The sequence below is a fragment of the Fontimonas sp. FW305-C-3 genome, from assembly GCF_058783185.1.
In genome coordinates this window covers 337,023-360,238 of sequence record NZ_JBYSYK010000002.1, presented here as the reverse complement: position 1 = coordinate 360,238, position 23,216 = coordinate 337,023, and the positions used below count along the sequence as shown (strand labels likewise).

The window sequence follows — 23,216 nt, the reverse complement described above, 5'->3', positions numbered from 1 at the left end:
TACGCAATCATCCGGTGGTCACATGCGCCGCGCAGAGTTCGCGCGTGGTTTTTGCCCGCCGATTGCGCGGTGCGGCGCTTTTGCGTGCCGCAGGCCAATCTTGTCGCTACGCGGTTTGCAGGCGCACTATGTGGCGCCACAGATCGCACCATAACTCTTTACCGGACCCGCTGAGCATCATGGAAACGACCAATCTGCGCCAACATATTTCTAGCCAGTTCAACTCCGACCTGGAAGACGTCCGCCAGAAAGTCATGACCATGGGCGGGCTGGTCGAGCAGCAGATTCTCGATGCGATCGAAGCCCTCGTGAATCGCGACGTCGAACTGGCTGCGCAGGTCAATGCCGCCGACTCGCGCATCAACCAGCTGGAAGTGGTCATCGACCGCGAATGCTCGCTGATCCTGGCGCGCCGCCAGCCGGCCGCCAGCGACCTGCGCCTGGTTTACGCCGTGATCAAGACGATCACCGATCTTGAGCGCATCGGCGACGAGGCCGGCAAGATCGCCCGCATGGCCGGCGACCTCGCGACCCAGGAACGCCTCAGCGACCGCGTCCACGAAGTGCAGCACATGTCGCGTCAGGTCAGCGGCATGGTGCATGGCGCGCTCGACGCCTTCGCCCGCATGGATGCCGATGCCGCGCTGTCGGTGGCCCGCCAGGATCGCGAAGTGGACCGCGAGTACGAATCCCTGCTGCGCCAGTGCATCACGTTCATGATGGAAGATCCGCGCACGATCCGCCGCGTGATGGACATCATCTGGTGCGTGCGCTCGCTGGAGCGTATCGGCGACCATGCCAAGAACATCGCCGAGTACGTGATCTACTTCGTCAAGGGCAAGGACGTCCGTCACATGCCTCTGGAATCGCTGGAAAGCGAAGTCCGCACCTGAAGATTGCAACAATGCGCTCCTGGTTCCATCTGCTGTTGCCGGCAGCGCTGCTGCTGACCGCCTGTACGCAGGCACCGATCCGGCTGTATGCCGGGCCGGCCCGCGATGCATCTGCGGTCTCGACCATCAACTTGCCGGAGCAGCTGGAGGTTGCCCAGCTCAATGGCGTCGATGTTCCCGCCGCCAACGGCATGGGCAGCAAGGGCGACAAGATCCTGGAGCTGGCACCGGGCCGTTACGACCTCCTGGTCTTCTATCGCGAGATCTGGAGCCAGGGCGACAATCACGAAGTGCTGCGTTCCGATCCGGTCCGGCTTGTATTCGAGGCCGCTGCCGGTCAGCGCTATCAGATCGACTACCAGCGCCCGGCCAGCCTCAGTGAGGCCACCGCGCTGGCCCGCTCGTTCAAGGCCAGCATCGCCAATCAGGCAGGCGGCCAGCGGACCGAATCGGAAATCAGCGGTCTGGCGTTTCGCGGCGGCCTGCTGGCACAGGTGCAGGGAGACCGCACTTTGGTGCCGGCGGTGACCCGCGAAGCGGGGCAGCAGGTTGTCGCTCCGTTGTCACAAACGCCCGCACCAGTTGCGGGCACGGTACCCGCGCCGGTGGCAGCAAGTGCCCCGGAATCGGCCAAGGCCTTGCCGGCCGACGATCAGCTGCTGCTGGTCAAAGGCTGGTGGAATCAGGCGTCTGCCGAACAGCGCCGGGCTTTCCTCGAATGGATCGCCGCTCCGCGCTGAGTTTGTCATCTGCACCGCAATCGACCGTCTGACTGTCATTCAACTGTCACGGTTCTGCCAATCTTGCGTCACACAGCGCTTCGATAATCCACGCCGGCTGCAGCGCGTGTTCATACGCTTGGCGTTGGGTTTCAGCGATACCGGCAATTGAAGTCCTCGGTTTCGCTGTGAGGGCGGTGATCACGAACACAAACGTTTGTCCTCTTATTTAGGAGATGTATTCGTGAAGAAGAATCTGATTGCGATCGCCGTGGGGGCCGCCCTCGTTACGCCGGGCGTCGCATTGGCTGAAGCGAAGGTATACGGCCGGTTCATCGTTTCTCTGGACAGCCAGAAGGATGAGATCGGTCTGGATCTCAAGAATGGCGGCGAGACGAGCTGGAAGCTCCGCGACGGCAACAACGGTTCGCGTTTCGGCGTCAAGGGCAAGGACGATCTGGGTGTCGCCGGCCTTGAAGGTTTCTATCAGATGGAATGGGGCGTCGATCCCACCGGCAACGAGTCCGATATCTTCTCGCGCCGTAACATCTTCGTCGGCGTCCGCGGCGTCTTCGGTGCGCTGAAGGTCGGCTTCCACGACACGATGATCAAGGATGCCGGCGCGTTCGTCGACATCTTCAACGACACCCCGGCCGATATCAAACTGCTGATGGCCGGCGAATCGCGCGACCGCAGCCTGATCACCTACACCACGCCGAAAATCGCCGATGCGCTCGAGCTGGCGGTCGCGGTGCAGCCAGGTGAAGGCCGCGTCGCCGGCGACAATCTGAACGACGTCGATGACGGCGTTGCCGACACGATCTACGCCTCGGCGAAGTTCGAGACCGAGATGATCACCGCGATGCTCGCCTACGCGGGCAACCAGTACACCTCGGACGGTCTGACCAAGCTCGACAAGGGCACCGTCGCTTCCGACATCCTCCGCGCTTCGGTGTCGGTCAAGCCGATCACCGATCTCGAAATCGGCGCGCTGTACCAGATCGCCGACGGTATCGACCAGGCTGGCCTGGTGGACGCCGACAACGATCCGGCGACGCCGGCCGTTCCGGGCCCGGCCGCCAACGCCGGCGATCTGTCGGACAGCAGCTACCTGCTGTCGGTCGGCTACACGCTCGACGCGCTCAAGCTGAAGGCGATGTACGGCATGACCAGCGGCGACAAGAGCGAGAAGGATCGCAGCGAGATCGCGCTCGGCGTCGACTACAAGCTGAACAAGTCGACCTACGTCTCGGCGTACTACGTCACGTTCGAAGACGAGAAGGACGGCAGCGAATCGCTGTCGACCGACACCTTCGGTACGCAGCTCGTTTACAGCTTCTAAGCAGTCCGTTGCACCGAAAATGCCCGGCTTCGGCCGGGCATTTTTATTGGTGCGGCAGCCTGGGCCTCAGGCCTGGAACGCGTCGGCAAGCAGCTCGTAACTGCGCAGGCGCTCGGCATGGCCGTACAGATTGCTGACGACCATGACCTCATCGGCACCGCTGTCGGCCGCCAGTTTCTCGATCGCTGCGCGGACCTGCGCCGGCGTGCCGATCACCGTGCGGGCGCGGTACTCACGCACCGCTTCGCGCTCGAAGGCGCTGTAGTTGTAGGCGCGCGCGGTTTCGGGGCTTGGCAGCGGCAGGAATTCGCCGCGGCGGATGCGCAGCCAGGCCAGGTCCATCGTCGTCGCCAGATGATCGGCCTCTTCCATGGTTTCCGCGCACACCGCGGCAACGCCAAGCACGGCGCTCGGCTTCTGGAACTGTTCGGAGCGCCTGAAGCTGTCCCGGTAGGCGCGGAACGCCGGTGCCGCCGGTGCGGGGCTGAAATGACTGGCAAAGCTATATCCCATGCCCAGATTGCCGGCCCACTGCGCGCTGGCGCCGCTCGACCCGAGCAGCCAGATCGGCGGGAGCGGCGCATCGGCCGGCACCGCGACGACCTGCCGGAACAGGTGGCCGGCCGGGAATTCGCGGGCGCCGCAGAACGCCTGCAGCTCGGCGAGCTGGGCGGTGAAGTCCTGGCCGTCGGAGGCCCGCAGCGCGCGGCTGGCGGCCTGGTCGGAACCTGGCGCGCGGCCCAGGCCGAGGTCGATGCGCTCGGGATGCAGCGCCGCCAGGGTGCGGAAGGTCTCGGCAACCTTCAGCGCCGTGTGGTTCGGCAGCATGATGCCGCCGGCGCCGACCCGGATGGTCTGGGTTGCGGCGGCGACGTGGCCGATCAGGATTTCCGGTGCCGAACTCGCGACGCTCGGCATGCCGTGATGCTCGGCAAACCAGTAGCGGACAAAGCCGAGGCGCTCCGCCAGACGCGCCAGATCGACGGTGCGCCGCAGCGCCTCGGCCGGGCTGCTGCCCTCGGGGACCGGGGCCAGATCGAGAACCGACAGCGGCAGGGGAAGGGACATCGGCACTCCAGGAAGTCGGCGGGGCAATCGGCGGACGCCGTTGTTTCAAGGTGACGACAGTTGGCGGATATTCAAGACTGCAGAGACCATCAATCCGGGCATCGTAACCACAGACCCGGATGCCCTGATCGACTACACTGCGCGCCCGATGCCGTCCACACGTCGCCGCTTCCTGGTTGTGCTTTCCTCTGCGCTGGTGCTCGCACTCAGCGTGGGGCTGGTGCTGCTGTTCGGCTATCTGGTCAAGCTCGACGCCGAAATCCGCGAGCGTTTCGCCGGGGCCCGCTGGACGCTGCCCGCGCAGGTCTACGCCGCACCGCAGGAGCTGTATGCCGGCATCGACCTGAGCGCCAGCGATCTGGTTCACGAACTGGGCCGCCTCGGCTATCGCGAAGACCCGCATCTCGCCGGCACCGGGACTTATCAGCCCTCGCGCAGCCAGGTCGACATCCACCTGCGGCCGTTCCAGTTCTGGGACGGTTACCAGGAGGAGATGACTCTGTCGGTCAAGTTCAGCGGCGGCGGCATCACGGCCATCGAGCGTAGCGACACCGGCGCCCAGCTCGATATCGCCCGCCTCGATCCGATGCTGATCGGCAGCATGTATCCGCGCCATGGCGAAGACCGCGTGCTGGTCAAGCTGGCCGAAGTGCCGTCGTTGCTGCCGGCGGGTCTGGTGGCGGTCGAGGATCGCAATTTCTACCAGCATGCCGGCGTCAGCCCGCGCGCGATCACGCGCGCGATGTTCGCCAATCTGCGCGCCGGTCGCGTCGTGCAGGGCGGCAGCACGATCACCCAGCAGCTGATCAAGAACCTGTTCCTCAGCAGCAGCCAGACCTGGGCGCGCAAGGCCAACGAAGCCTTCATGGCGGTGCTGATCGAGCGCCACCACAACAAGGACGAGATCCTTGAGGCCTATATCAACGAGGTGCACATCGGCCAGGACGGCAGCCGCGCCGTGCACGGTTTCGGCCTGGGTGCGCAGTTCTATTTCAACAAGCCGCTGGTCGAGCTGCAGCCGCAGGAAATTGCGCTGCTGGTCGGCCTGGTCAAGGGCGCTTCGTACTACAACCCGCGGCGCAATCCCCAGCGTGCGCTGGAGCGCCGCAACGTGGTGCTCGGCGTGTTCCGCGACAGCAGACTGATCGACGATGCCGCATACGAGCGGGCGATGGCGCAGCCGCTGGGCATCGACAGCGGCCGCAGCGGCGGTGCCGAGCGCTATCCGGCCTTCGTCGAGATGGTCAAGCGGCAGATGCGCGGCCAGTACCGCGACGAAGACCTGACCGACGAAGGCCTGCGCGTCTTCACGACGCTTAACCCGCGCGTGCAGGAAGTGCTCGAACAGCACATCCGCGGCACGCTGCCGGAGCTGGAGCAGGGCCGCAAGATGAAGCCCGGCACGCTGGAGGCCGCGGGTGTCGTCACCAGCGCCGAAGGCGGCGAAGTGCTGGGCATGGTCGGTGGCCGCGACGTGCGGTATTCCGGCTTCAACCGCGCACTCGATTCGCGGCGGCCGATCGGCTCGCTGATCAAGCCCTTCGTCTATCTGACGGCGCTGGAACGGCCGAACGAGTTCGGCCTGGGCACGATGCTGCCGGACGAGCCGATCGACCTGAAGATGCCGAACCGCTCGATCTGGAAGCCGCGCAACTACGACAAGCAGCTGCACGGCCCGCAGGCGCTGTACCGCGCGCTGGCGCAGTCGCTGAACCTGCCGACCGTGCACCTGGGCCTGCGGGTCGGCCCGGAACAGGTGCTGTCGACGCTGCGCCGCGCCGGATACTCGGGCGACGCACAGGCACTGCCGTCGATGTTCCTCGGCGCGATCGGCATGGCGCCCGTCGAGGTCGCGCAGATGTACGCGACGCTGGCGGCCAGCGGTTTCCAGGCGCCGCTGTCGGCGATCCGCGAAGTGCAGACCAAGGAAGGCGCGCCGCTGTCGCGTTACCCGATCCAGGTCAAGCAGACGCTCGCCGACGGCCCGGTCTACCTGGTCGACTGGGCGATGCAGAAGGTCATGACCGAAGGCACCGCCCGCGCGGCCTACCAGTCGCTGCCGGCGGATGTCGCGGTGGCTGGCAAGACCGGTACGACCGACGACTATCGCGACAGCTGGTTCGCCGGCTTCAGCGCCGACCGCGTGACGGTGATCTGGGTCGGGCGCGACGACAACCAGCCGACCGGCCTGTCCGGTGCCAGCGGTGCCTTGCCGGTGTGGGCGCGGATCATGCGCGATCTCAAGGTGCGCAGCCTGCTGCAGCTGCAACCGTCCGATGTCGAGCTGGTGATGGTCGATCCGGCCAGCGGCCTGCGTGCCGACGAGGCGTGCCCAGGTGCGGTCGAGCTGCCGTACATGCTGGGCTGGGGGCCGGTCGAATGGGCGCCCTGCGCCAGCGGCTCGACGCCGGCGCCGCTGCAATGGCTGCGCGATATCTTCGGCAACTGATATCCGAGCCCCTGCGGCGGGCCGCGCCGCGGGCCGAATCGTTACACTAGCGGCGTGAACCAGCCCATGAATTTCCCGTTGTTGATCCTGGCCCGGCGCCTTGCCGTCATTGGCCTTGTCTCCAGCTTGGCGGCCTGCGCCGGCAGCGAAGGCCAGCGCCGCGTCTGGGGCGACGACGACCCCGGCGTGCTGGTTGTGCCGCCGGGCTCCACACCGCCGCCCAGAGCCGCTCAACCGGAACCGACGCCGGCGGCCGGCGAGGGCAGTACCGGCAGCGCCTTGCCGGCCTATCCGCGCAGCGCCGAGGAAGTCAGCGGCGCGGCGGTGACTTCGCTGATGCGCCAGGCGCGCACCGCGCTCGATGCCGGTCAGCCGGCGCAGGCCGCCGCAGCACTGGAACGCGCGCTGCGGATCGAGCCGCGCAATTATTTCGTCTGGTCGCTGCTCGGCAAGTCGTATCTCGCGCAGCAGAATTTCAGCCAGGCGGACAGCGTCGCCGGCAAGTCGAACGCGCTGGCGCGCGGCAACATCTACGTCGAAATCGAAAACTGGAAGACGATCGCGACGGCGCGCGACGCGATGGGCGATCAGGCCGGCGCCGATGTGGCCCAGCAGCGTCTCGAAGCGCTGCAGCAGCGGCTGAGCGGCGCCACGCCGCGGTGAGTCATGAGCGCTAGCCGCGGCACCGCGTCTGCCGCCGCCGATCTGCTGGGTCCTGGTGGGCAACTCGCCGACAGCATCGAAGGCTTCGCGCCGCGCGAGGCGCAACAGCAGATGGCGGCCGCCGTCGAGCAGGCGCTCGGCCAGCGGCAGACCCTGATCGTCGAGGCCGGCACCGGCACCGGCAAGACCTTCGCCTATCTCGCACCCGCATTGTTGTCGGGCCAGCGCACGGTGATCTCGACCGGCACGCGCACACTGCAGGACCAGCTGTTCCATCGCGACCTGCCGCGCGTGCGCGATGCGCTGTCGGCGCGCGCGCGTCTGGCGCTGCTCAAGGGCCGCTCGAACTACCTGTGCCTGTACCGGATGAAGCGCGCACGCAGCCAGCCGGCGCTGCGGCCTTCGTACGACCTGTTGCGCAGCGTCGAGGAATGGGCGCGCCGTACCGGCACCGGCGAGATCTCGGAACTCGCCGAGTTTCGCGAGGAGTCGCCGCTGGCGCGGCAGATCACGTCGACCACCGACAACTGCCTCGGCAGCCGCTGCGACGACTTCGAGCAATGCTTCGTCGCGCAGGCGCGGCGCAACGCGCAGGCCGCCGATCTGGTCATCATCAACCATCATCTGCTGTTCGCCGATTTCAGCCTGAAGGAGCAGGGCTTCGGCCAGATCCTGTCCGGCGCCGACGCGGTCATCGTCGACGAGGCGCATCAGCTGCCCGAGCTGGCCGCGCAGTTCTTCGGTACCCGCATCTCTACGCGGCAGCTGCAGGAGCTGGCGCGCGATGTGCTGCTCGAGGCGCAGAACAGCGGCGATCTGCCGCGTCTCGCCGAATGCACGCAGCGCCTGTCGGCGGATGTCACGCAGCTGGAGCAGTGCTTCGTACCCGGCCAGCAACGTCTGCCGCTGCAACGCTTCGTCGACAATGTGTCGACCCAGATCGCGACCGAGCGCGTACAGGAATCGCTCGAGGAAATGTTCGACATGCTGCGACCGCTCGAAGAGCGCAACGCCGAGATGGCGTCGGCGCTGGAGCGCACGCTGCAGCTGCGCGACCGCTGGCGTCACGTGCTGTCGGCGCCTGCGAGCGGCAGCGAAAAGCCGGAAGCCGCAAACGAAGTCCGCTGGGTTGAAGCGATGCAGCGCGGCGGCAGTCTCAACGCCACGCCGATCGAACTGGCCGATGGCTTCCGACGCATGCGCCAGACCTACCCGGGCGCCTGGATCATGACGTCGGCAACACTCGCCGCCGGCGCGGACTTCACTCATTTCGTGCGTGAGCTGGGCCTCGAGGATGCGACGACGCTCAAGCTCGACAGCCCGTTCGACTACACGCGCCAGGCGCGGCTGTATCTGCCGCCGCGCATGCCGGAACCCAACGCGCCCGGCTATGCCGAGGCGGTCGCTGCGGCGGCCTTGCCGGTGATCCGCGCGTCCGGCGGCGGCGCCTTCGTGCTCTGCACCAGCCATCGCGCGCTGCGCCTGATCGCGCCGATCCTGCGCGCGCAGCTGCCGGAGCTGAAGGTGCTCGCGCAGGGCGACGAGGGCCGTTCCGCGCTGCTCGATGCCTTCACTGCAGACGGCAATGCCGTGCTGGTCGGCACCAGCAGTTTCTGGGAAGGCATCGATGTACGCGGCCAGGCGCTGCGCGTCGTCATCATCGATCGCCTGCCGTTCACCGCACCGGGCGATCCGGTGTTCGAGGCCAAGCTCGAGGCGATTCGTGCGCGCGGCGGCACGCCGTTCTTCGACCTGCAGTTGCCCGAGGCCATCGTCACGCTGCGGCAGGGCGTCGGTCGCCTGATCCGCGATCCGAGCGACCGCGGCCTGCTGATGCTTTGCGATCCGCGCCTGACGACCAAGGCCTACGGCCGCCGCGTGCTGTCGGCGCTGCCGGCGATGCCGGTGCTCAAGGACCCAGCCGCAGCCTGCAACTGGATGCGCGAGATCCAGATGAGCGCCTTGCCGGCCGACGAAGAGGCCGTGGGTCCATGAAGCGCCTGCTCGCGATCGATACCGCCACCGAGGCCTGCTCGGTCGCGCTGATGGTCGAGGGCAGCGTGCTGACGCGCTACGACCGCGCCGGCCGCACGCACACCGAGCAACTGATGCCGATGGTGCTCGGCCTGATGGCCGAGGCCGGCATCGGGTTTTCACAGCTCGATGCGTATGTCTGCGGTGTCGGGCCAGGCAGCTTTGCCGGCGTGCGCATCGGTGTCGGTTACGTCAAGGGGCTCGCGCTGGCGGTCGACCGCCCGGTGGTGGGTGTGTCCTCGCTGGCGATGCTCGCACTGCCGCCGCTGCGCGCGCAGCCGGATGCGCAGGTGATCACCGCGATCGATGCGCGCATGGATGAGATCTATCTCGCGCAATACCGCGCCGATGCCGCGGGCCTGCCGCAATTGAGCGGTGCGGAGCGGGTGTGCCCACCGGCACAGGCGGTGCTGGCCGGTGTGGAGGGCGCGGCGATCGGCGCCGGCAGCGGCTGGCAGCGCTATCGCGCCGAGCTGGAACGCGCACTCGGCGCGGCGCCGCTGCAGATCGACGATCAGGCGCTGCCGCTGGCGGCGTCCGCATTGCAGATTGCCGAGCCGCTGCTGCATGCCGGTGCCGGTATCAGCGCCGACGATCTGCAGCCGGTTTACCTGCGCAACAAGGTCGCGCTGACGCTCGTCGAACAGCAGGCCAAACGCGCCAGCCGGGCAGGCTGAACGGGCTGGAGATGCGAGGCCGATTCAGGCACACTGCGCGTCCTTCGCGGCCTGCAGCATCGATCCGGCCGTCGAGTCTATGGTGGCCCGTGCCGGCCCTCCGCGACAGCAAACCGTGAATCCCGCCAGGCCCGGAAGGGAGCAACGGCAGCGGTGACGCTGGGTGCCGGAGTCAGCTGGTACGGGCCGCCACCCTCCTTTTGGCGTTGTGGCGCTGCTGCGCTTGGCATCTCGCGCGTCGGCGGTGCTCGCGATGCTCATTGCCTGGAGGCAACTCCGCTTGCTGCGCTCCGGCGTCGCGCGACCTGCCGGCGCTCGCCGACGCGCCACAACGCCAAAAGTGCGTACCAGCGCGTGACTGCAACGCTGGCTAGGCTGGACTCAATCCGCGACAATCCCCGCTCATTTCCTGCATCGACTCAGCCCATGAGCTATCTCGCCCTCGCACGCAAGTATCGTCCGCGTCGCTTTGAAGACGTGATGGGCCAGGACCATGTGGTCAAGGCCTTGTCGCATGCGCTCAACGGCGATCGCCTGCATCCGGCGATCCTGCTGACCGGCACGCGCGGCGTCGGCAAGACCACGCTGGCACGCATCATCGCGAAGTGTTTGAACTGCGAGACGGGTGTCAGCGCGAATCCCTGCGGTCAGTGCTCGGCCTGCAACGAGGTGGACCAGGGGCGCTTTGTCGATCTGCTGGAGATTGACGCCGCGAGCAATACCGGTGTCGACGATGTGCGGCAGGTGATCGAGAACGCGCAGTATTCGCCGGCACGCGGGCGCTACAAGGTCTATCTGATCGACGAAGTCCACATGCTGTCGAAGAGTGCGTTCAACGCGCTGCTGAAGACGCTCGAGGAGCCGCCGCCGCATGTGAAGTTCATTCTGGCGACGACCGACCCGCAGAAGCTGCTGGCGACGGTGCTGTCGCGCTGCCTGCAGTTCAATCTCAAGCGCCTGCCGATATCGGTGCTGCGCGACCAGATCAACAAGGTGCTCGACGCCGAAGCGGTGAGCTACGAGGCGGGTGCGGTGACGGAGATCGCGCGAGGCGCCGATGGCTCGATGCGCGATGCGCTGTCGCTCGTCGATCAGGCGATCGCGTTCTCCGGCGGCACGGGTCTGCAGCGCGAGGCGGTCGAGACGATGCTCGGCACCGGCGGCCGCCACGCGCTGTTCGAGATCTTGCAGGCGTTGGCGCAGCGCAACGGCGATGCCTTGCTGGCCTGCCTGCAGCGCCTGGAGGCGCAGGCGCCGGACTACGCGGCGCTGCTTGCCGAACTGGCGACCGCTTTGCAGCGCCTCGCGATCCTGCAGATGCTGCCGAACGCGCAGACCGACGAGGACGATGCGGAACTGGTTGCGCTGAAGACCGGCTACACGCCGGAAGACGTCCAGCTCTGCTATCAGATCGCGGTCAACGGTCGACGCGATCTGCCGTGGGCGCCCGACCCACGCTTGGGTTTCGAGATGACGCTGTTGCGCATGCTGGCATTCCAGCCAGCGGCGGATTCCGGCGCCGCGGCGCCGGCCGCGGGCGGCGGTGCCGCAGGGCGAGGCGCACCGTCAGTCTCCGGTGCGAGTGCAAGTGCGAGCGCGACATCGGAGGCAGCTGCCGCGCCCGCGCCGATCGCAAAGCCGCAGCCCGCGCTGCCGGCAGACGCATCCTGGCCGCAGCGCGTTGCCGTGTTGCAGATCGAGGCCTTTGTCAGACAGCTGGCGCGCCATTGCGCCTGGGGCGGTCGCGACGGCAATCGCGTGTTGCTGACGCTGGACCCGAAGGCGAAACACCTGTTGATGGAAGAACGCCGCGTGGCCCTGGAGCAGGCGCTGTCGCTGCAGCTGGCCGAGCCCGTGCAGCTGCAGATCGAAGTGGCCGAGGAAGCGACGCTCGCTTCGCCGGCGCGCTTGTCGGAGCAGCATGAGATCGATCGTCAGCGCAATGCCGAGGCGTCGATCAATGCCGATCCGGTCGTGCGCGCGTTCCGCGAGCACTTCGGTGCGCGGGTGCGGCCGGGTTCGATCCACCCGCTCGACAGCTGATCGACATTCCACACATTCGACGAATCGAGGAGCAGCGATGAAAGGTGCAATCGGCCAGATGATGCGTCAGGCCCAGCAGATGCAGGAGAACATCAAGCGTGCGCAGAACGAGATCGCGCAGCTGGAAGTCACCGGCGAATCCGGCGCCGGCATGGTCAAGGTCACGCTAACCGGCAGCCATCAGGCACGCAAGGTCAGCATCGCAGCCGAGGCGATGCAGGAAGACAAGGAATTTCTCGAAGATTTGATCGCTGCCGCGATCAACGACGCGGCGCAGAAAGTCGAAGAGGAAACGCGCACGCGCATGGCCAAGGCCACGGCCGGCATGCAATTGCCGCCCGGCATGAATCTCGGCCTGTAAGGCGGATACTCCGGCGGATGGCCGCGCTCAGCCGCTCTTGCGGCTGAGCTTGGTGCTGTACATGCGAGCATCGGCCTGACGGATCAGTGCTTCGGCCTCCGTCGCATCATCCGGGAACACCGCAACGCCGAGGCTGGCGCCGATCTGGGCTTCGATGCTCGTCGTCAGCTGCAGCGTGAACGGGCGCGTCAGTTCAGCGAGCAATTGCGCGCAGCGCGTATCGATATCCGCGCGCTGGTCGAAGCCGTCGAGGATCACCGCGAACTCATCGCCGCCGAGCCTGGCGACGGTGTCGCTGGCACGGAACAAGGGCAGCATGCGCTGCGCGATCGCCTTGAGCAGCGCGTCGCCGGCCTGATGGCCGTGGCGATCATTGACCGGCTTGAAGTGATCGATGTCGATATAGATCAGCGCCACCAGCGTGCCTTCGCGCCGGGCGCGCGCAAGGCCCTGCTCGAGGCGATCGTTGAACAGCAGGCGATTGGCGAGCCCGGTCAGCATGTCGTGCGTCGCCTGATGACGCGCACGCGCCTCCGCCGCGCGCAGCGCGTGACGGCTGCGATACAGCTCGAGGAAGACCTTGACCTTAGAGAGCAGGATGAATTCGTCGATCGGCTTCGCGATGTAGTCGACGGCGCCGACTTCATAGCCCTGGATGCGATTGCGGTCGCTGTTGAATGCGGCCGTGACGAAGATGATCGGCACATCGCGCGTCTGCGGCTCGCCGGACAGCAGGCTGGCGACCTCGAAACCGTCCATGTCCGGCATCTGTACATCGAGCAGGATCAGGGCGAACTCCTGGTCCAGGCAGGCCGCTAGCGCGGCATTGCCCGAGTCGGCCTCGACGATGGTGCAGTCCATCCGTCCCAGCAGCCGGCGCATCGCCACCAGGTTGGCCGGCGTATCGTCGACGACCAGCACCTTGCCGCGCGGGATTTCGATGTCGGAGTTCAGAGCATGCATAGCGTGTTCAGTTCTTCAGCAAGTTGATCGAGAGGCAGGACGCGGTCCGCGCCGGCCTTTGCAAGTGCGGCTTGCGGCATCGCCGGATATTCGGCGCTCGCGGGGTCCTGGATCAGCGCCAGGCCGCCGACTGCACGGATCTGCGCCAGGCCGCTGGCGCCATCCGCATTCGAGCCGGTCAGCACCACGCCGACCGCCGCGCTTGCATAGGCGTCCGCCACTGACTCGAACAGGACGTCAATGGACGGCCTGGCGTGGCAGACCCGCTCGTCGACCGACAGCGACAGGCTGCCATCGCGCTCGACGAGGACATGGTAACCGCCCGGCGCCAGATAGGTCTTGCCGCGCTCGATGGCCAGGCCAGGTGTCGCCTCGACGATGTTGCGGCCGCTGCGCTTGCCGAGAATGCTCAGCATCGGTTGCATGTCTTGGCCCTGGGTGTGCAGCACAATGACGATGGGTGTTTCCAGATGTCTCGACAGACCGCCGAGCAACACCGACAGCGCGGTCACGCCGCCGGCCGATGCGCCGATCGCGATCAGCTCAGGTCGCTGGCGGGCCATAGGAACGCGCATCGAGCCTGCGGCGATACAGCGAAGCCGGACGGTTGAGGAGTTCGAAACGCGCGGAGGCCGTGTTGCGCAGCATCGATTCCTTGGTGCCCAGGCAAAGATAGCCACCACGCACCAGCGCGTCGCCGAACACATGGATCGCGCGTTGTTGCAGCGCGGGCTGGAAATAGATCAGCACATTGCGACACAGCACCAGCTGCGCCTCGCAGAAAGCCGCATCGGAAACCAGGTTGTGCTGGGCGAAGACGACGTTGCGCTTGAGCTCGTCGTCGAGCTTGATATGTCCGTAGCGCGCGTGGAAGTAGTCGGACAGCGTGGCGCTGCCGCCGGACTTGAGATAGCCGCTGGCGTAGTGGTTGAGTTCGCGCGCCGGATAGATGCCCTCGCGCGCAGCGGCGAGCGCCTTCTCGCTGATGTCGGTTGCGTAGATGCGCGAGCGCTCGTACAGCCCGGCTTCGGTCAGCAGGATCGCCAGCGAATACACCTCTTCGCCATGCGCGCAGCCGGCCTGCCAGATGTTGATGCGCGGGTAGCTCGACAGTACCGGCAGCACCTCGCTGCGCAGCGTCGCGAAGACTTCGGGATCGCGGAAGAATTCCGATACCGGAACCGACAGGCGGCCGATGACTTCGTCGATCAGCTCGGCGTCGTTGCTGATCCGTTCGCTCAGCGCGGCGAGGTCGGGCAGGCCGAGATGGGTGACCAGGCTGATTGCCCGCCGCCGCAGGGAAGCCGGCGCGTACTCGGAAAAGTCGTAGCCATGCCGCGTCTTCAGCACGTCGACCAGCTGGGCCATTTCCGTGTCGGGCGGCTGCATGGGGCGCGCTCAGCGCGGGCGGGTCCAGGCGCGCATCATCGACAGCAGCTTGGTCATGTCGATGGGCTTGGTCAGGTAGTCGTTCGCACCGGCCTGCAGGCAGGCCTCGCGGTCGCCCTTCATCGCCTTGGCAGTCAGTGCAATGACCGGAAGCTGCGCCCATTCCGGCCGCTCGCGGATCTTGCGCATCGCGGTGTAGCCGTCCATCACCGGCATCATGATGTCCATCAGCACCCAGTCCGTCTGCGGATTCTCGGCAAGCTGTTCGATGGCCTTCTGGCCGTCCTGCGCGACAATGACATTGAGGCCCTGCGAGCGCAGCGCCTTGGACAGCGCGAAGACATTGCGCATGTCGTCGTCGACGACGAGCACGTGGCGGCCGGTGAAGTCCGCCGGCCGTTCGGCAGTCGGCTTCTCGGCAAGGCCGGGCTTGCGCACCGCGTGCAGGAACAGCGACACCTCATCCATCAGGCGGCCCGGCGCCTGCGTGCCCTTGATGACGATGCTGTCGGTGTACTCGCGCAGCTTGAGCAGTTCGTCGTGCGACAGATCCCGCGCCGAATGAACGACGACCGGCGGTACCGATCCGGACCGCGACAGCTTGTCGAGCAGTTCCAGGCCGTTGCCATCCGGCAGCAGCAGGTCGAGCACGATGCAGTCGAAGGACTGCGACCCGAGCGCGAGCAGCGCCGCGGACTGTGTGTCCGCCTCGACGACTTCGGCCTGCGTTTCGGCCAGCAGCTTGACGATCGCATGACGCGCGATCGGATCGTCGTCGACGACCAGGATGCGGCGCTGCCGCGAGTCCGCTGCACCCAGCACCTGATCGAAGACGGTCTCAAGCGCGCCGCGCGTCGCCGGCTTGGTCAGGAAGCCGACGGCGCCGAGCGCGAGACCGCGCTCGCTGTCGTCCGACGCGCTGATGAAATGCACGGGGATGTTGCGCGTCGCCGCCTGCGACTTGAGCCTTTCGAGGACGGCCCAACCGTCCATGCCGGGCAGGCCGACGTCGAGCAGGATGCCCGAGGGCCGGAACTGCAGCGCCAGCGCGAGTCCGGATTCGCCGTCGATCGCGCGCAGGATGCGGTAGCCCTTCTGCCGCGCCATGTCGGCGAGGATGCGCGAGAACACCGGATCGTCCTCGATCACCAGCATCACGGTGTCGCCCTTGCCGATGCTGGCGCGGTCGTCGTCCGGCACGATGCGTGCAACTGGCGCTGGGTTTTCGCTGGCCACGACCGGTGCCGGCGCAGCCAACGCCGCTGAGGTTTCGGCAGCTTTGGCGACCGCCGGCTTGACGGCCTCGCTGCGTATTTCGGTCGGCAGCAACAGCGTGAAGCGCGAGCCTTCGCCGGGTGCGCTGCTGACCTGGATATCGCCGCCGAGGATGCGCGCCAGCGCGAGCGAGATCGACAGCCCCAGGCCGGTGCCGCCGTAACGCCGGCTGATCGTGCCGTCGCCCTGCTCGAAAGCCTTGAACAGGCGCTGCAGCTTGTCGGCGGCGATGCCGATGCCGGTGTCGCTGACGCTCAAGGCGACCATCACGTGCCCGCTGTCGTTGGCGGCCGCCGCGGACAGCTGGATCGTCACGCCGCCGGCATGCGTGAACTTGAGCGCGTTGCCGACCAGGTTGTTGAGGATCTGGCCGATCTTGCTCGCATCCGAGCGGATGTTCTGCGGTACGCCGGGATCGAACCGCACGTCCAGCGCGAGGCTGCGGTCGCGGGCGACGGCGCGGAAGCTGCGCTCGACGCTGGACAGCACGTCGGCCAGCTGGACCGGCTCCCAGTGGACGTCCATGCGACCGGCCTCGATCTTCGACAGGTCGAGGATGTCGTTGATCAGGTTCAGCAGGTTGTGGCCGCTGTCGTGGATGATCTGCGCGGACTCGACCTGCTCGCTGTTCAGATTCCCCGTCACGTTCTCGCTGAGATCCTTGGCCAGGATCAGCACGCTGTTGAGCGGCGTGCGCAGCTCGTGCGACATGTTGGCGAGGAACTCCGACTTGTAGGTGCTGGCCTGGCCGATGTCGCGGTTCTTCTGTTCGAGCTCGGTCTGGATCTGCATCAGGCGCCGGTTGCGGTCGTCCAGCGCCTGGCTCTTCTCGGCCATCGCGTCGTAGGTGTTGCGCAGCTCCTCGGCCTGGACGCGCAGTTCCTCCTCCGACGCCCGCAGCCGCGAGCTCTGTTCCTCGAGCTCCTGGTTCTTGGCGCTGATCGATTCGTTGGTGGTGCGCAGCTCTTCCTGCTGCACGCGCAACGATTCTTCCGATGCCAGCAGTTCCTCCTGCTGCACGCGGGTTTCCTCGAGCAGCTCCGCCGTGCGGATCGCGTGGCCCAGGGCTTCGAGCGACAGGCCGATCGCCGGCAGGATCGCGGCAATCAGATCGCGTTCCTCGGTGCCGAGCGGCTTGAACGTGGCGAACTCGATCGCGCCGGCGGCGTCGCTGGTGCCGCGCAGCGGCCACAGGTACAGCGCCGCCGCGCGGGCTTCGCCGGTGCCGCTGCTGATGTGGACGTAATCTTCCGGCAACGGATTCAGCTCGATCGCCTGGCCGATGCGCAGGCATTGCCTGACCAGGCCTTCGAAGCCGTTGCGCGCATCGACGCTTCGCGCGCGCAGGCCGTAACCGCCGACGAGCAGCGGCGCCATGCCGTCGGGATCGCTGCGAAACAGCGCGGCATGACCCGCGCCGAGCACCGGCGCGAGATAGTTGAGCAGCGCACTGGAGAAGCCGGCGAACTCGGACTGTCGCGACAGCAGTTCCGCGACTGCGGAGGCGTGCGACTTCACCCATTCGCGGTGCTGGACCTCGCGTGCCGTCTGCCGGAAGCCCTCCAGCGCGCGCATGATCGAGCCGATCTCGTCGCGGCGCGTGGCACGCGGGACTTCGAGTCGCAGATCGCCGGCCGTCAGGCGATCGATCAGCCGCGTGATTTCGGCGAGCGGCGCCGCCAGCGTCAGCGTGATGCCGCGCAGCAGCAGGATCACCAGCGCGAGGGCGGACAGCAGCATCGCGATCGTCAGGATCTTGATCCGGCTGAGGCTGTCGTCGAGCCGCTCGCTGCGTGTCTTAAGCAGCGTCAGTTCGACCGCCAGCACATCTTCTGTCGTATTGAGAATGCCCTCCATCTGCTTGTTCGTCGATTCGATCAGCTCCGGCGTCGCCTGGGCCGGCAGCGGAAGCTGCGGCCCCGCGGTGCGGCTCGATGCGAAGCCGAAGCTCTCGCGCCACTGCTCGATGGATGGGCCGAGCTTCTTCAGGCGGATCTGTTGCTCGGCGTTGTCGCCGGTCAGCTCGATCAGGCCATTGAGCGATGTGTCGACCTTGGCGGCATCACGTGCATAGTCGTTGAGATAGGTGGACTCGCGGGTCAGCAGGAAGCTGCGCACGTCCATCTGTTGGCGCAGCACCATGACCTGCAGTTCGTGGACGCGGGTGACGACATCGTCGGTGTGTTCGGTCCAGCGCCGCGCGTCGACCATCTCGCGTTGCGTGAGCAGGAAGGCGAGGCCGGTGATGCCGAACAGCGAAGCAAGGCCACCGATCGCCAGGGCCGACTTGAAGCGCAGCTTCAGGTCGTTGAGCCAGGTGGAGCGCCACAGTTTTTCGCTCATGGATGGAAGTGAATCAGGTGATCAGCGTGGGCGCGCGGCGCCCGGTCAGTTCGGCGATGCGGGCGACGCGTTCGGCAACACCGGCCAGCGGCGCGAGCGCTTCGTTGGTGCGCCAGCCCAGCGCGCTGGGATCGTGCTCGTAGCGTTCCAGGTAGACACGCAGCGTCGCGCCGCTGGTGCCGGTGCCGGATAGGCGCAGGATGATCCGTGCCTGCTCGCCGCAGACCAGGCGCAGGCCCTGGCCGGTGGCGATGCTGCCATCGAGCTTGTCGTGGTAGCTGAACTCGTCGGCGAGCGTCACCTTGTAATCGCCGAGGGTCTGGCCGGGCAGGTTCGCCAGTTCACCGGCAAAGGTCTGCATCACCGCCTCCGCGGCCGGTGCCGGCAGGCCATCGTAATCGTGACGCGCGTAGTAGTGACGGCCGTAGGTCTGCCAGTGTTCGGTGGCGATCTCCTGCACCGATTTGCCGCTCAGGGCGAGCACATTGAGCCAGGCGAGGACTGCCCAGAGGCCATCCTTCTCGCGCGTGTGCGAAGAGCTGGTGCCGAAGCTTTCTTCGCCGCAGATCGTTGCCTGGCCATGGTCGAGCAGGTTGCAGAAGAACTTCCAGCCGGTCGGCGTTTCGTGCAGCGGCACATGCAGCGCCCGCGCCACCTGATCGGCGGCGCGCGAGGTCGGCATCGAACGGGCGATGCCGGCGAGGCCGGTCTTGTAGCCCGGCAGCTTCGGCAGATGGGCGGCGAGCATCGCCAGCGAATCGCCCGGCGAAATGAAGATGCCGCGGCCGAGAATCATGTTGCGGTCGCCGTCGCCGTCGCTCGCGGCGATCAGTTCCGGCGCGTTCTCGCCGAAGGCCATGTCGGCCAGGTGCTTGCCGTAGACGAGGTTCGGGTCGGGATGGCCGCCGCCGAAATCCTCCAGCGGCGTCGCATGCAGGATCGCCGCGTCCGGTGCGCCGAGTTGCTCGACGAGAATGCGCCGCGCGTAAGGGCCGGTGACGGCGTGCATCGCGTCGAAGCGCAGGCTCTTGCCGCGCTTGAGCCAGTCGCGCATGCGGTCGAAGTCGAACAGCGACTGCATCAGCGCGGCGTAGCTGTCGACGCAGTCGACGATCTCGATGCGCAGGCCTTCGAGCTGCTGCACGCCGATGCGGTCGAGATCGATGTCGGCATCCTCGATCGTCCGGTAGCGGGCGATCGTCTTGCTGTGCGCGTAGATGCGGTCGGTCAGGCCTTCGCCGGCCTGGCCGCCGCCGCGGATATTGAACTTGATGCCGAAATCGCCATCCGGACCGGCCGGATTGTGGCTGGCGGTGAACAGGAAGCCGCCAGCCGCATCGGATTCGCGGATCAGATTCGAAGCGGCCGGCGTCGACAGCAGGCCGCCCTGGCCGACGATGACGCGGCTGACGCCGTTGGCGGCCGCCATCGCGATGGCGGTACGGATCGCCTCCCGATTGAAATAGCGGCCGTCGCCCCCAATCACGATCGTCTGCTGGCGCAGCTCGGGAACGCAGTCGTAGATCGACTGCAGAAAATTCTCCAGATAGTGCGGTTGCTGGAAAACTGCGACTTTTTTGCGCAGGCCCGCAGTACCCGGCTTCTGGTCGAGATAGGCCTTGGTGGTATTTTCACGGATGGGCATGCTGATGTCCTTTTCTCGTTGTCATTGTGGCCCGCAGGTCTCCATCTTATAGTCGGACGATGCAAGCCTCCACGAATCTCTGTCCCTGCTGCGGAAAGCCGCGAAGCATCGCGCATCTGCTGGAGCTGCATGAGCGCAATTTTCGCCTGCTCGAGCGTCTGGTGCCTGAACTGGACGCGCCGTTCCAGCGCGCGGTTTCGCGCAGCCAGAGCGACTGCCCGCTGCACCTGGAGCTGGTCGAGCGCGATCGCTACACGGTGACCCTGCGCCTGACCTACGAGTTCACCGACGAGGACGGTGCCCGCCGCCAGCCGGATCTGTGGGTGCGGGCCTATCTGGACGCGCGGGTCGCCGAGGCCCTGAAGTGCAGCCAGCGGCCGCCGTGGCTGGCCGCCGACGATGCCGATCCGGAGGCGCACGCCTTCCTGTCGGAGCAGTGGCGGCGCAACAGCATGCTCAACAAGTGGCTCGAATATCTGCTCGAGCACGGTCACGGTTTCAGCCTGGCCGCGCGGCCGCGGCTGCCTGCCGACGAAGCCGTCGCCTAGGGAAGTTTCTTCGACAGCCGCTAGACGGCGCCGGCCTTCTTGAGCAGCTTCGCCAGGGCTTCGGCCATCAGCGCGTAGCCCTTCGCGTTCGGGTGAATCTGGTCGGACTTGAGATCGCGCTCGCCGAGCACTTCGGCAACGATCGAATCCTCCAGCGGCAGCTGGAACTCCTGCGCCAGCGCGGCGTAGCTGGGGTCCGACTTGAGGCCGAGCAGCTTGGGTTCCGGAACCCCCATCAGCACGACGGCAATGCCGCGGCCGCGGATTTCGCGAATCATGCTTGCGAGGTTGTCCTTCATCGCCGCGCGATCCATCTGGCGCAGCATGTCATTGCCGCCGAGACACAGAATCACCAGCGCCGGCTCGTGCTCATCGAGCGTGTCCGACAGCCGTTCCAGGCCCTGTGGCGTGGTTTCGCCCGGGATGCCGGCATTGATGACTTCGCGCTGGATCAGCGTCGCCAGCTGTTCCGGGTAGGCCTGCTCGCGCGTCGCGCCGGTGCCGAAGGTCAGACTGTCGCCGAAGGCGAGGATCAACGCATCGGCCGGCAGCGCGGCCAGCTTCGGCGTCGAGCCGCCGCAAGCGGACAGGAGGGTGGCCAGCAGCACTTGCAGCAGCAACAGGGCTGTCGTCACACTGCGGGTCATCTTCATCGCGGACTCACTCATGCTTTATCAACTTGAACAGCGCGTGCCGCAACTGGCCGCCAGCGCCTGGGTTGCCGACAGCGCCAGCGTCATCGGCTCGGTCGAGCTCGGCGAGCGGGCCAGCGTCTGGTTCAACTGCGTGCTGCGCGGCGATACCGACCAGCTGCTGATCGGCGACGATAGCAACATCCAGGACGGCTCGGTGCTGCACACGGATGCCGGCATCAAGCTGCGCGTCGGCCGCGGCTGCACGATCGGCCACATGGTGATGCTGCACGGCTGCGAGATCGGCGACAACAGCCTCGTCGGCATCGGTTCGGTGGTGCTCAACAACGCGCGCATCGGTGCCAACAGCATGGTCGGCGCTCGCTCGCTGGTCACCGAAGGCAAGCAGTTTCCCGATGGCGTGCTGATCATGGGTTCGCCGGCCAAGGTCGTACGCGAGCTCAGCGCCGCGGAAGTTCAGATGCTCGGCGTGCTGGCCCAGCATTACGTGCAGAACGCCGAGCGTTACCGCAAGAGCTTCAAGTCTGTTGCTTGAACTGCTTGGGGTAGGCGTAGAAGCGTTGGACGCCGCGGCCTTTGTCGATCTCTGACCATCGCTGGGTCTCGAAGCCGATCTGCACCGCGGAGCAGGTCGACAGGTCGTCGAAGCTCACTGGCGCCAACAGGTGCGCAAACTCGCTGAAGCCCGGGTTGTGGCCGAACATCATGATGTGGCGGCACTCGTCGTCGAAGTGCTGCACGAGATCGAGCAGCGTGTTCGCCGACGCCTCATAGATGCGCTTCTGCTCGACCAGCTGATCGGGCTTGATGCCCATTACTTCGGCAAAAACCCTGGCCGTCGTCAGCGCCCGTACCGCCGGGCTGCTGACGATGCGGTCGGGTGTGCCGGCCATGCGCTTGACGTGAGCCGCCATCCGCGGCGCATCGTGCACGCCGCGCTCGTTGAGCGGACGATCGAAATCGCGCTGCCCGGGCTGATCCCAGGAAGACTTGGCGTGGCGAACCAGTGTGAGCAGGCGCATCGTGTGCCGATTCTACGACGCCGCGGATGACGTCGGGGACGGCGCCGGAACATAGATGTCGTAACGCGCCTGGGTGCCGCTGAGCTGGAAGTTCGGTTTGCGGCCGGCCAGGAACGGCGCATGGCTCGGGCGTTTGACGACGACGCGCAGGCGGCAGGCGGCGAGCGCGGGTTCCAGTAATGCGTCGGTATCTTCGTCGGCGCCGCACAACTCGCGCAGCATCTGCATTTCCTTCTGCGGCAGGGCCTGCTTGTTGCGGTGCGGGTACATCGGGTCGAAATGCACGACGTCCCAGCGCGCGCCGCTGGTGAGTACCGTGGCGGCGTCGCCGTCGACGATCTGCATGCGCTGCGCGGTCGCCTGTGCTTCAGCGCTGTTGTTCAAGCGCGCAAGGGCATCGTGCAGCAGCTGACTCAGCAGCGGCTGGCGCTCGACGAGGGTGACGCTGGCGCCCAGCGCGGCGAGCGTGCAGGCATCGCGGCCGAGGCCGGCAGTGGCATCCAGCACGCTGAGGTCACGCTTCTTGTGCAGGCCGATCGCCTTGGCGAGCAGTTGCTGCCGACCGCCCGCGATGCGGCGGCGTACGTCGGGGCCGTTCCAGTCGAGCTGCAGCGGCGCCAGATCGGGCCGGTGCACCGCGCGCAACTGCAGCGCATCGGCGCCGGGCTCGACCACATAAACAAAACCCCGGGCATCGCTGCCCGGGGTCGATTCGGCTGAAGCTGCCAACCGCTTTACAGCTTGGAGGCGTCGAAGAAGCTCGCCATGCGCTGGGCGAGCATCAGATCGCCGTCGATCTGCAGCTTGCCGGTCATGAACGCGGTCATGCCGTTAAGTTCGCCCTTCATCAGCGCGACCAGGTCGGCGTCTTCCATGGTGATGGTGACATCCGGGCTGGCGGCCTGGCCGGCGTTGACGGCGCAGGTGCCGTCCTTGATCACGGCATTCATCGGCGTCGAGCAGACGAACTGGATGGTGCAGTTGGTGCCCGAGGCTTCGCTGGCGTTGAAAGCAGCCGGCAGCTTGCTGAGCAGTTCGGTGGCGGACATGTGCAACTCCCAAAATGGATAAGAGGAGCCGCATCGTACCCATGGGCCGCCAGCGCGGCAACCCGCAAACGACGTAGTGG

Annotated in this window: 21 protein-coding genes and 1 other RNA gene; 12 read left to right on the top strand and 10 right to left on the bottom strand. The window is 66.5% G+C overall.

The annotated features are described in order from the left end of the window. The first annotated feature begins 179 nt into the window (after positions 1-179). From phoU to AC3WUF_RS07835, 3 genes are all read left to right on the top strand, one after another. Positions 180-893, top strand: a complete 714-nt coding sequence (gene phoU, locus AC3WUF_RS07845; RefSeq protein WP_492424203.1) for a phosphate signaling complex protein PhoU — start codon at positions 180-182, stop codon at positions 891-893. An 11-nt stretch (positions 894-904) separates the two neighbouring features. Beyond that, positions 905-1,633: a DUF2057 domain-containing protein gene (locus tag AC3WUF_RS07840; RefSeq protein WP_492424201.1), complete on the top strand. Its 729-nt coding sequence runs from the start codon at positions 905-907 to the stop codon at positions 1,631-1,633. A 223-nt stretch (positions 1,634-1,856) separates the two neighbouring features. Then, positions 1,857-2,954, top strand: a complete 1,098-nt coding sequence (locus AC3WUF_RS07835) for a porin (RefSeq protein ID WP_492424199.1) — start codon at positions 1,857-1,859, stop codon at positions 2,952-2,954. A gap of 66 nt (positions 2,955-3,020) precedes the next feature. On the opposite strand, the gene AC3WUF_RS07830 is transcribed toward AC3WUF_RS07835, so the two are convergent. Next, positions 3,021-4,022, bottom strand: a complete 1,002-nt coding sequence (locus tag AC3WUF_RS07830) for an LLM class flavin-dependent oxidoreductase (RefSeq protein WP_492424197.1) — start codon at positions 4,020-4,022, stop codon at positions 3,021-3,023. Between the two features lie 148 nt (positions 4,023-4,170). Here AC3WUF_RS07830 and mrcB point away from each other — a divergent pair, with 148 nt between their 5' ends. The 7 genes from mrcB to AC3WUF_RS07795 all read left to right on the top strand — a co-directional run bounded on the left by mrcB (position 4,171) and on the right by AC3WUF_RS07795 (position 12,249). Next, positions 4,171-6,471 carry a penicillin-binding protein 1B gene (gene mrcB / locus AC3WUF_RS07825; RefSeq protein ID WP_492424195.1) on the top strand — a complete coding sequence of 767 codons (2,301 nt, stop codon included), beginning with the start codon at positions 4,171-4,173 and terminating at the stop codon, positions 6,469-6,471. A gap of 66 nt (positions 6,472-6,537) precedes the next feature. Beyond that, complete coding sequence (locus tag AC3WUF_RS07820) at positions 6,538-7,134, top strand: tetratricopeptide repeat protein (protein ID WP_492424193.1); 597 nt, start codon at positions 6,538-6,540, stop codon at positions 7,132-7,134. A 3-nt stretch (positions 7,135-7,137) separates the two neighbouring features. After that, the gene (gene yoaA, locus AC3WUF_RS07815) at positions 7,138-9,129 is read left to right on the top strand and encodes a DNA repair helicase YoaA (RefSeq protein WP_492424191.1); all 1,992 of its coding nucleotides are present in this window, start codon (positions 7,138-7,140) and stop codon (positions 9,127-9,129) included. After that, positions 9,126-9,845, top strand: a complete 720-nt coding sequence (gene tsaB, locus AC3WUF_RS07810; RefSeq protein WP_492424189.1) for a tRNA (adenosine(37)-N6)-threonylcarbamoyltransferase complex dimerization subunit type 1 TsaB — start codon at positions 9,126-9,128, stop codon at positions 9,843-9,845. The genes yoaA and tsaB overlap by 4 nt, the downstream gene beginning before the upstream one ends. Positions 9,846-9,934: 89 nt before the next feature. Next, positions 9,935-10,031, top strand: an RNA gene (ffs, locus tag AC3WUF_RS07805) — signal recognition particle sRNA small type. A gap of 240 nt (positions 10,032-10,271) precedes the next feature. After that, positions 10,272-11,888 (top strand): DNA polymerase III subunit gamma/tau, encoded by a 1,617-nt coding sequence (gene dnaX, locus AC3WUF_RS07800; RefSeq protein WP_492424187.1) that lies wholly within the window; start codon positions 10,272-10,274, stop codon positions 11,886-11,888. A 37-nt stretch (positions 11,889-11,925) separates the two neighbouring features. After that, the gene (locus AC3WUF_RS07795; RefSeq protein ID WP_492424185.1) at positions 11,926-12,249 is read left to right on the top strand and encodes a YbaB/EbfC family nucleoid-associated protein; all 324 of its coding nucleotides are present in this window, start codon (positions 11,926-11,928) and stop codon (positions 12,247-12,249) included. A 27-nt stretch (positions 12,250-12,276) separates the two neighbouring features. Here the strand turns inward: AC3WUF_RS07795 and AC3WUF_RS07790 are convergent, their stop codons facing one another. Genes AC3WUF_RS07790 through AC3WUF_RS07770 form a run of 5 tightly spaced genes read right to left on the bottom strand, consistent with a single transcriptional unit; the run spans position 12,277 to position 19,864 of the window. Beyond that, positions 12,277-13,212, bottom strand: coding sequence for a response regulator (locus tag AC3WUF_RS07790; protein ID WP_492424183.1), 936 nt, complete (start codon positions 13,210-13,212; stop codon positions 12,277-12,279). Further along, positions 13,200-13,775, bottom strand: a complete 576-nt coding sequence (locus AC3WUF_RS07785; RefSeq protein ID WP_492424181.1) for a chemotaxis protein CheB — start codon at positions 13,773-13,775, stop codon at positions 13,200-13,202. Before AC3WUF_RS07785 ends, AC3WUF_RS07790 begins: the two co-directional genes overlap by 13 nt. Then, positions 13,756-14,601, bottom strand: coding sequence for a CheR family methyltransferase (locus tag AC3WUF_RS07780; RefSeq protein WP_492424179.1), 846 nt, complete (start codon positions 14,599-14,601; stop codon positions 13,756-13,758). The genes AC3WUF_RS07785 and AC3WUF_RS07780 overlap by 20 nt, the downstream gene beginning before the upstream one ends. A gap of 9 nt (positions 14,602-14,610) precedes the next feature. Then, positions 14,611-18,219, bottom strand: a complete 3,609-nt coding sequence (locus AC3WUF_RS07775) for a response regulator (RefSeq protein WP_492424177.1) — start codon at positions 18,217-18,219, stop codon at positions 14,611-14,613. Positions 18,220-18,232: 13 nt separating this feature from the next. Then, positions 18,233-19,864: an alpha-D-glucose phosphate-specific phosphoglucomutase gene (locus AC3WUF_RS07770; RefSeq protein WP_492424175.1), complete on the bottom strand. Its 1,632-nt coding sequence runs from the start codon at positions 19,862-19,864 to the stop codon at positions 18,233-18,235. A gap of 59 nt (positions 19,865-19,923) precedes the next feature. Here AC3WUF_RS07770 and AC3WUF_RS07765 point away from each other — a divergent pair, with 59 nt between their 5' ends. After that, positions 19,924-20,412: a DUF1249 domain-containing protein gene (locus tag AC3WUF_RS07765; protein ID WP_492424173.1), complete on the top strand. Its 489-nt coding sequence runs from the start codon at positions 19,924-19,926 to the stop codon at positions 20,410-20,412. 20 nt (positions 20,413-20,432) lie between these two features. On the opposite strand, the gene AC3WUF_RS07760 is transcribed toward AC3WUF_RS07765, so the two are convergent. Further along, entirely contained in the window at positions 20,433-21,080 is a 648-nt protein-coding gene (locus AC3WUF_RS07760) for an arylesterase (RefSeq protein ID WP_492424171.1), read from the bottom strand. Here AC3WUF_RS07760 and AC3WUF_RS07755 point away from each other — a divergent pair. Continuing rightward, positions 21,079-21,600 carry a gamma carbonic anhydrase family protein gene (locus AC3WUF_RS07755; protein ID WP_492424169.1) on the top strand — a complete coding sequence of 174 codons (522 nt, stop codon included), beginning with the start codon at positions 21,079-21,081 and terminating at the stop codon, positions 21,598-21,600. The genes AC3WUF_RS07760 and AC3WUF_RS07755 overlap by 2 nt on opposite strands. Here the strand turns inward: AC3WUF_RS07755 and AC3WUF_RS07750 are convergent. Genes AC3WUF_RS07750 through AC3WUF_RS07740 form a run of 3 tightly spaced genes read right to left on the bottom strand, consistent with a single transcriptional unit; the run spans position 21,584 to position 23,136 of the window. Continuing rightward, the gene (locus AC3WUF_RS07750; RefSeq protein ID WP_492424167.1) at positions 21,584-22,087 is read right to left on the bottom strand and encodes a SixA phosphatase family protein; all 504 of its coding nucleotides are present in this window, start codon (positions 22,085-22,087) and stop codon (positions 21,584-21,586) included. The genes AC3WUF_RS07755 and AC3WUF_RS07750 overlap by 17 nt on opposite strands. A 12-nt stretch (positions 22,088-22,099) precedes the next feature. Continuing rightward, positions 22,100-22,762, bottom strand: coding sequence for a class I SAM-dependent methyltransferase (locus AC3WUF_RS07745; RefSeq protein WP_492424165.1), 663 nt, complete (start codon positions 22,760-22,762; stop codon positions 22,100-22,102). Between the two features lie 59 nt (positions 22,763-22,821). Continuing rightward, positions 22,822-23,136, bottom strand: coding sequence for an SCP2 sterol-binding domain-containing protein (locus AC3WUF_RS07740; protein WP_492424163.1), 315 nt, complete (start codon positions 23,134-23,136; stop codon positions 22,822-22,824). Positions 23,137-23,216: the final 80 nt, after the last annotated feature.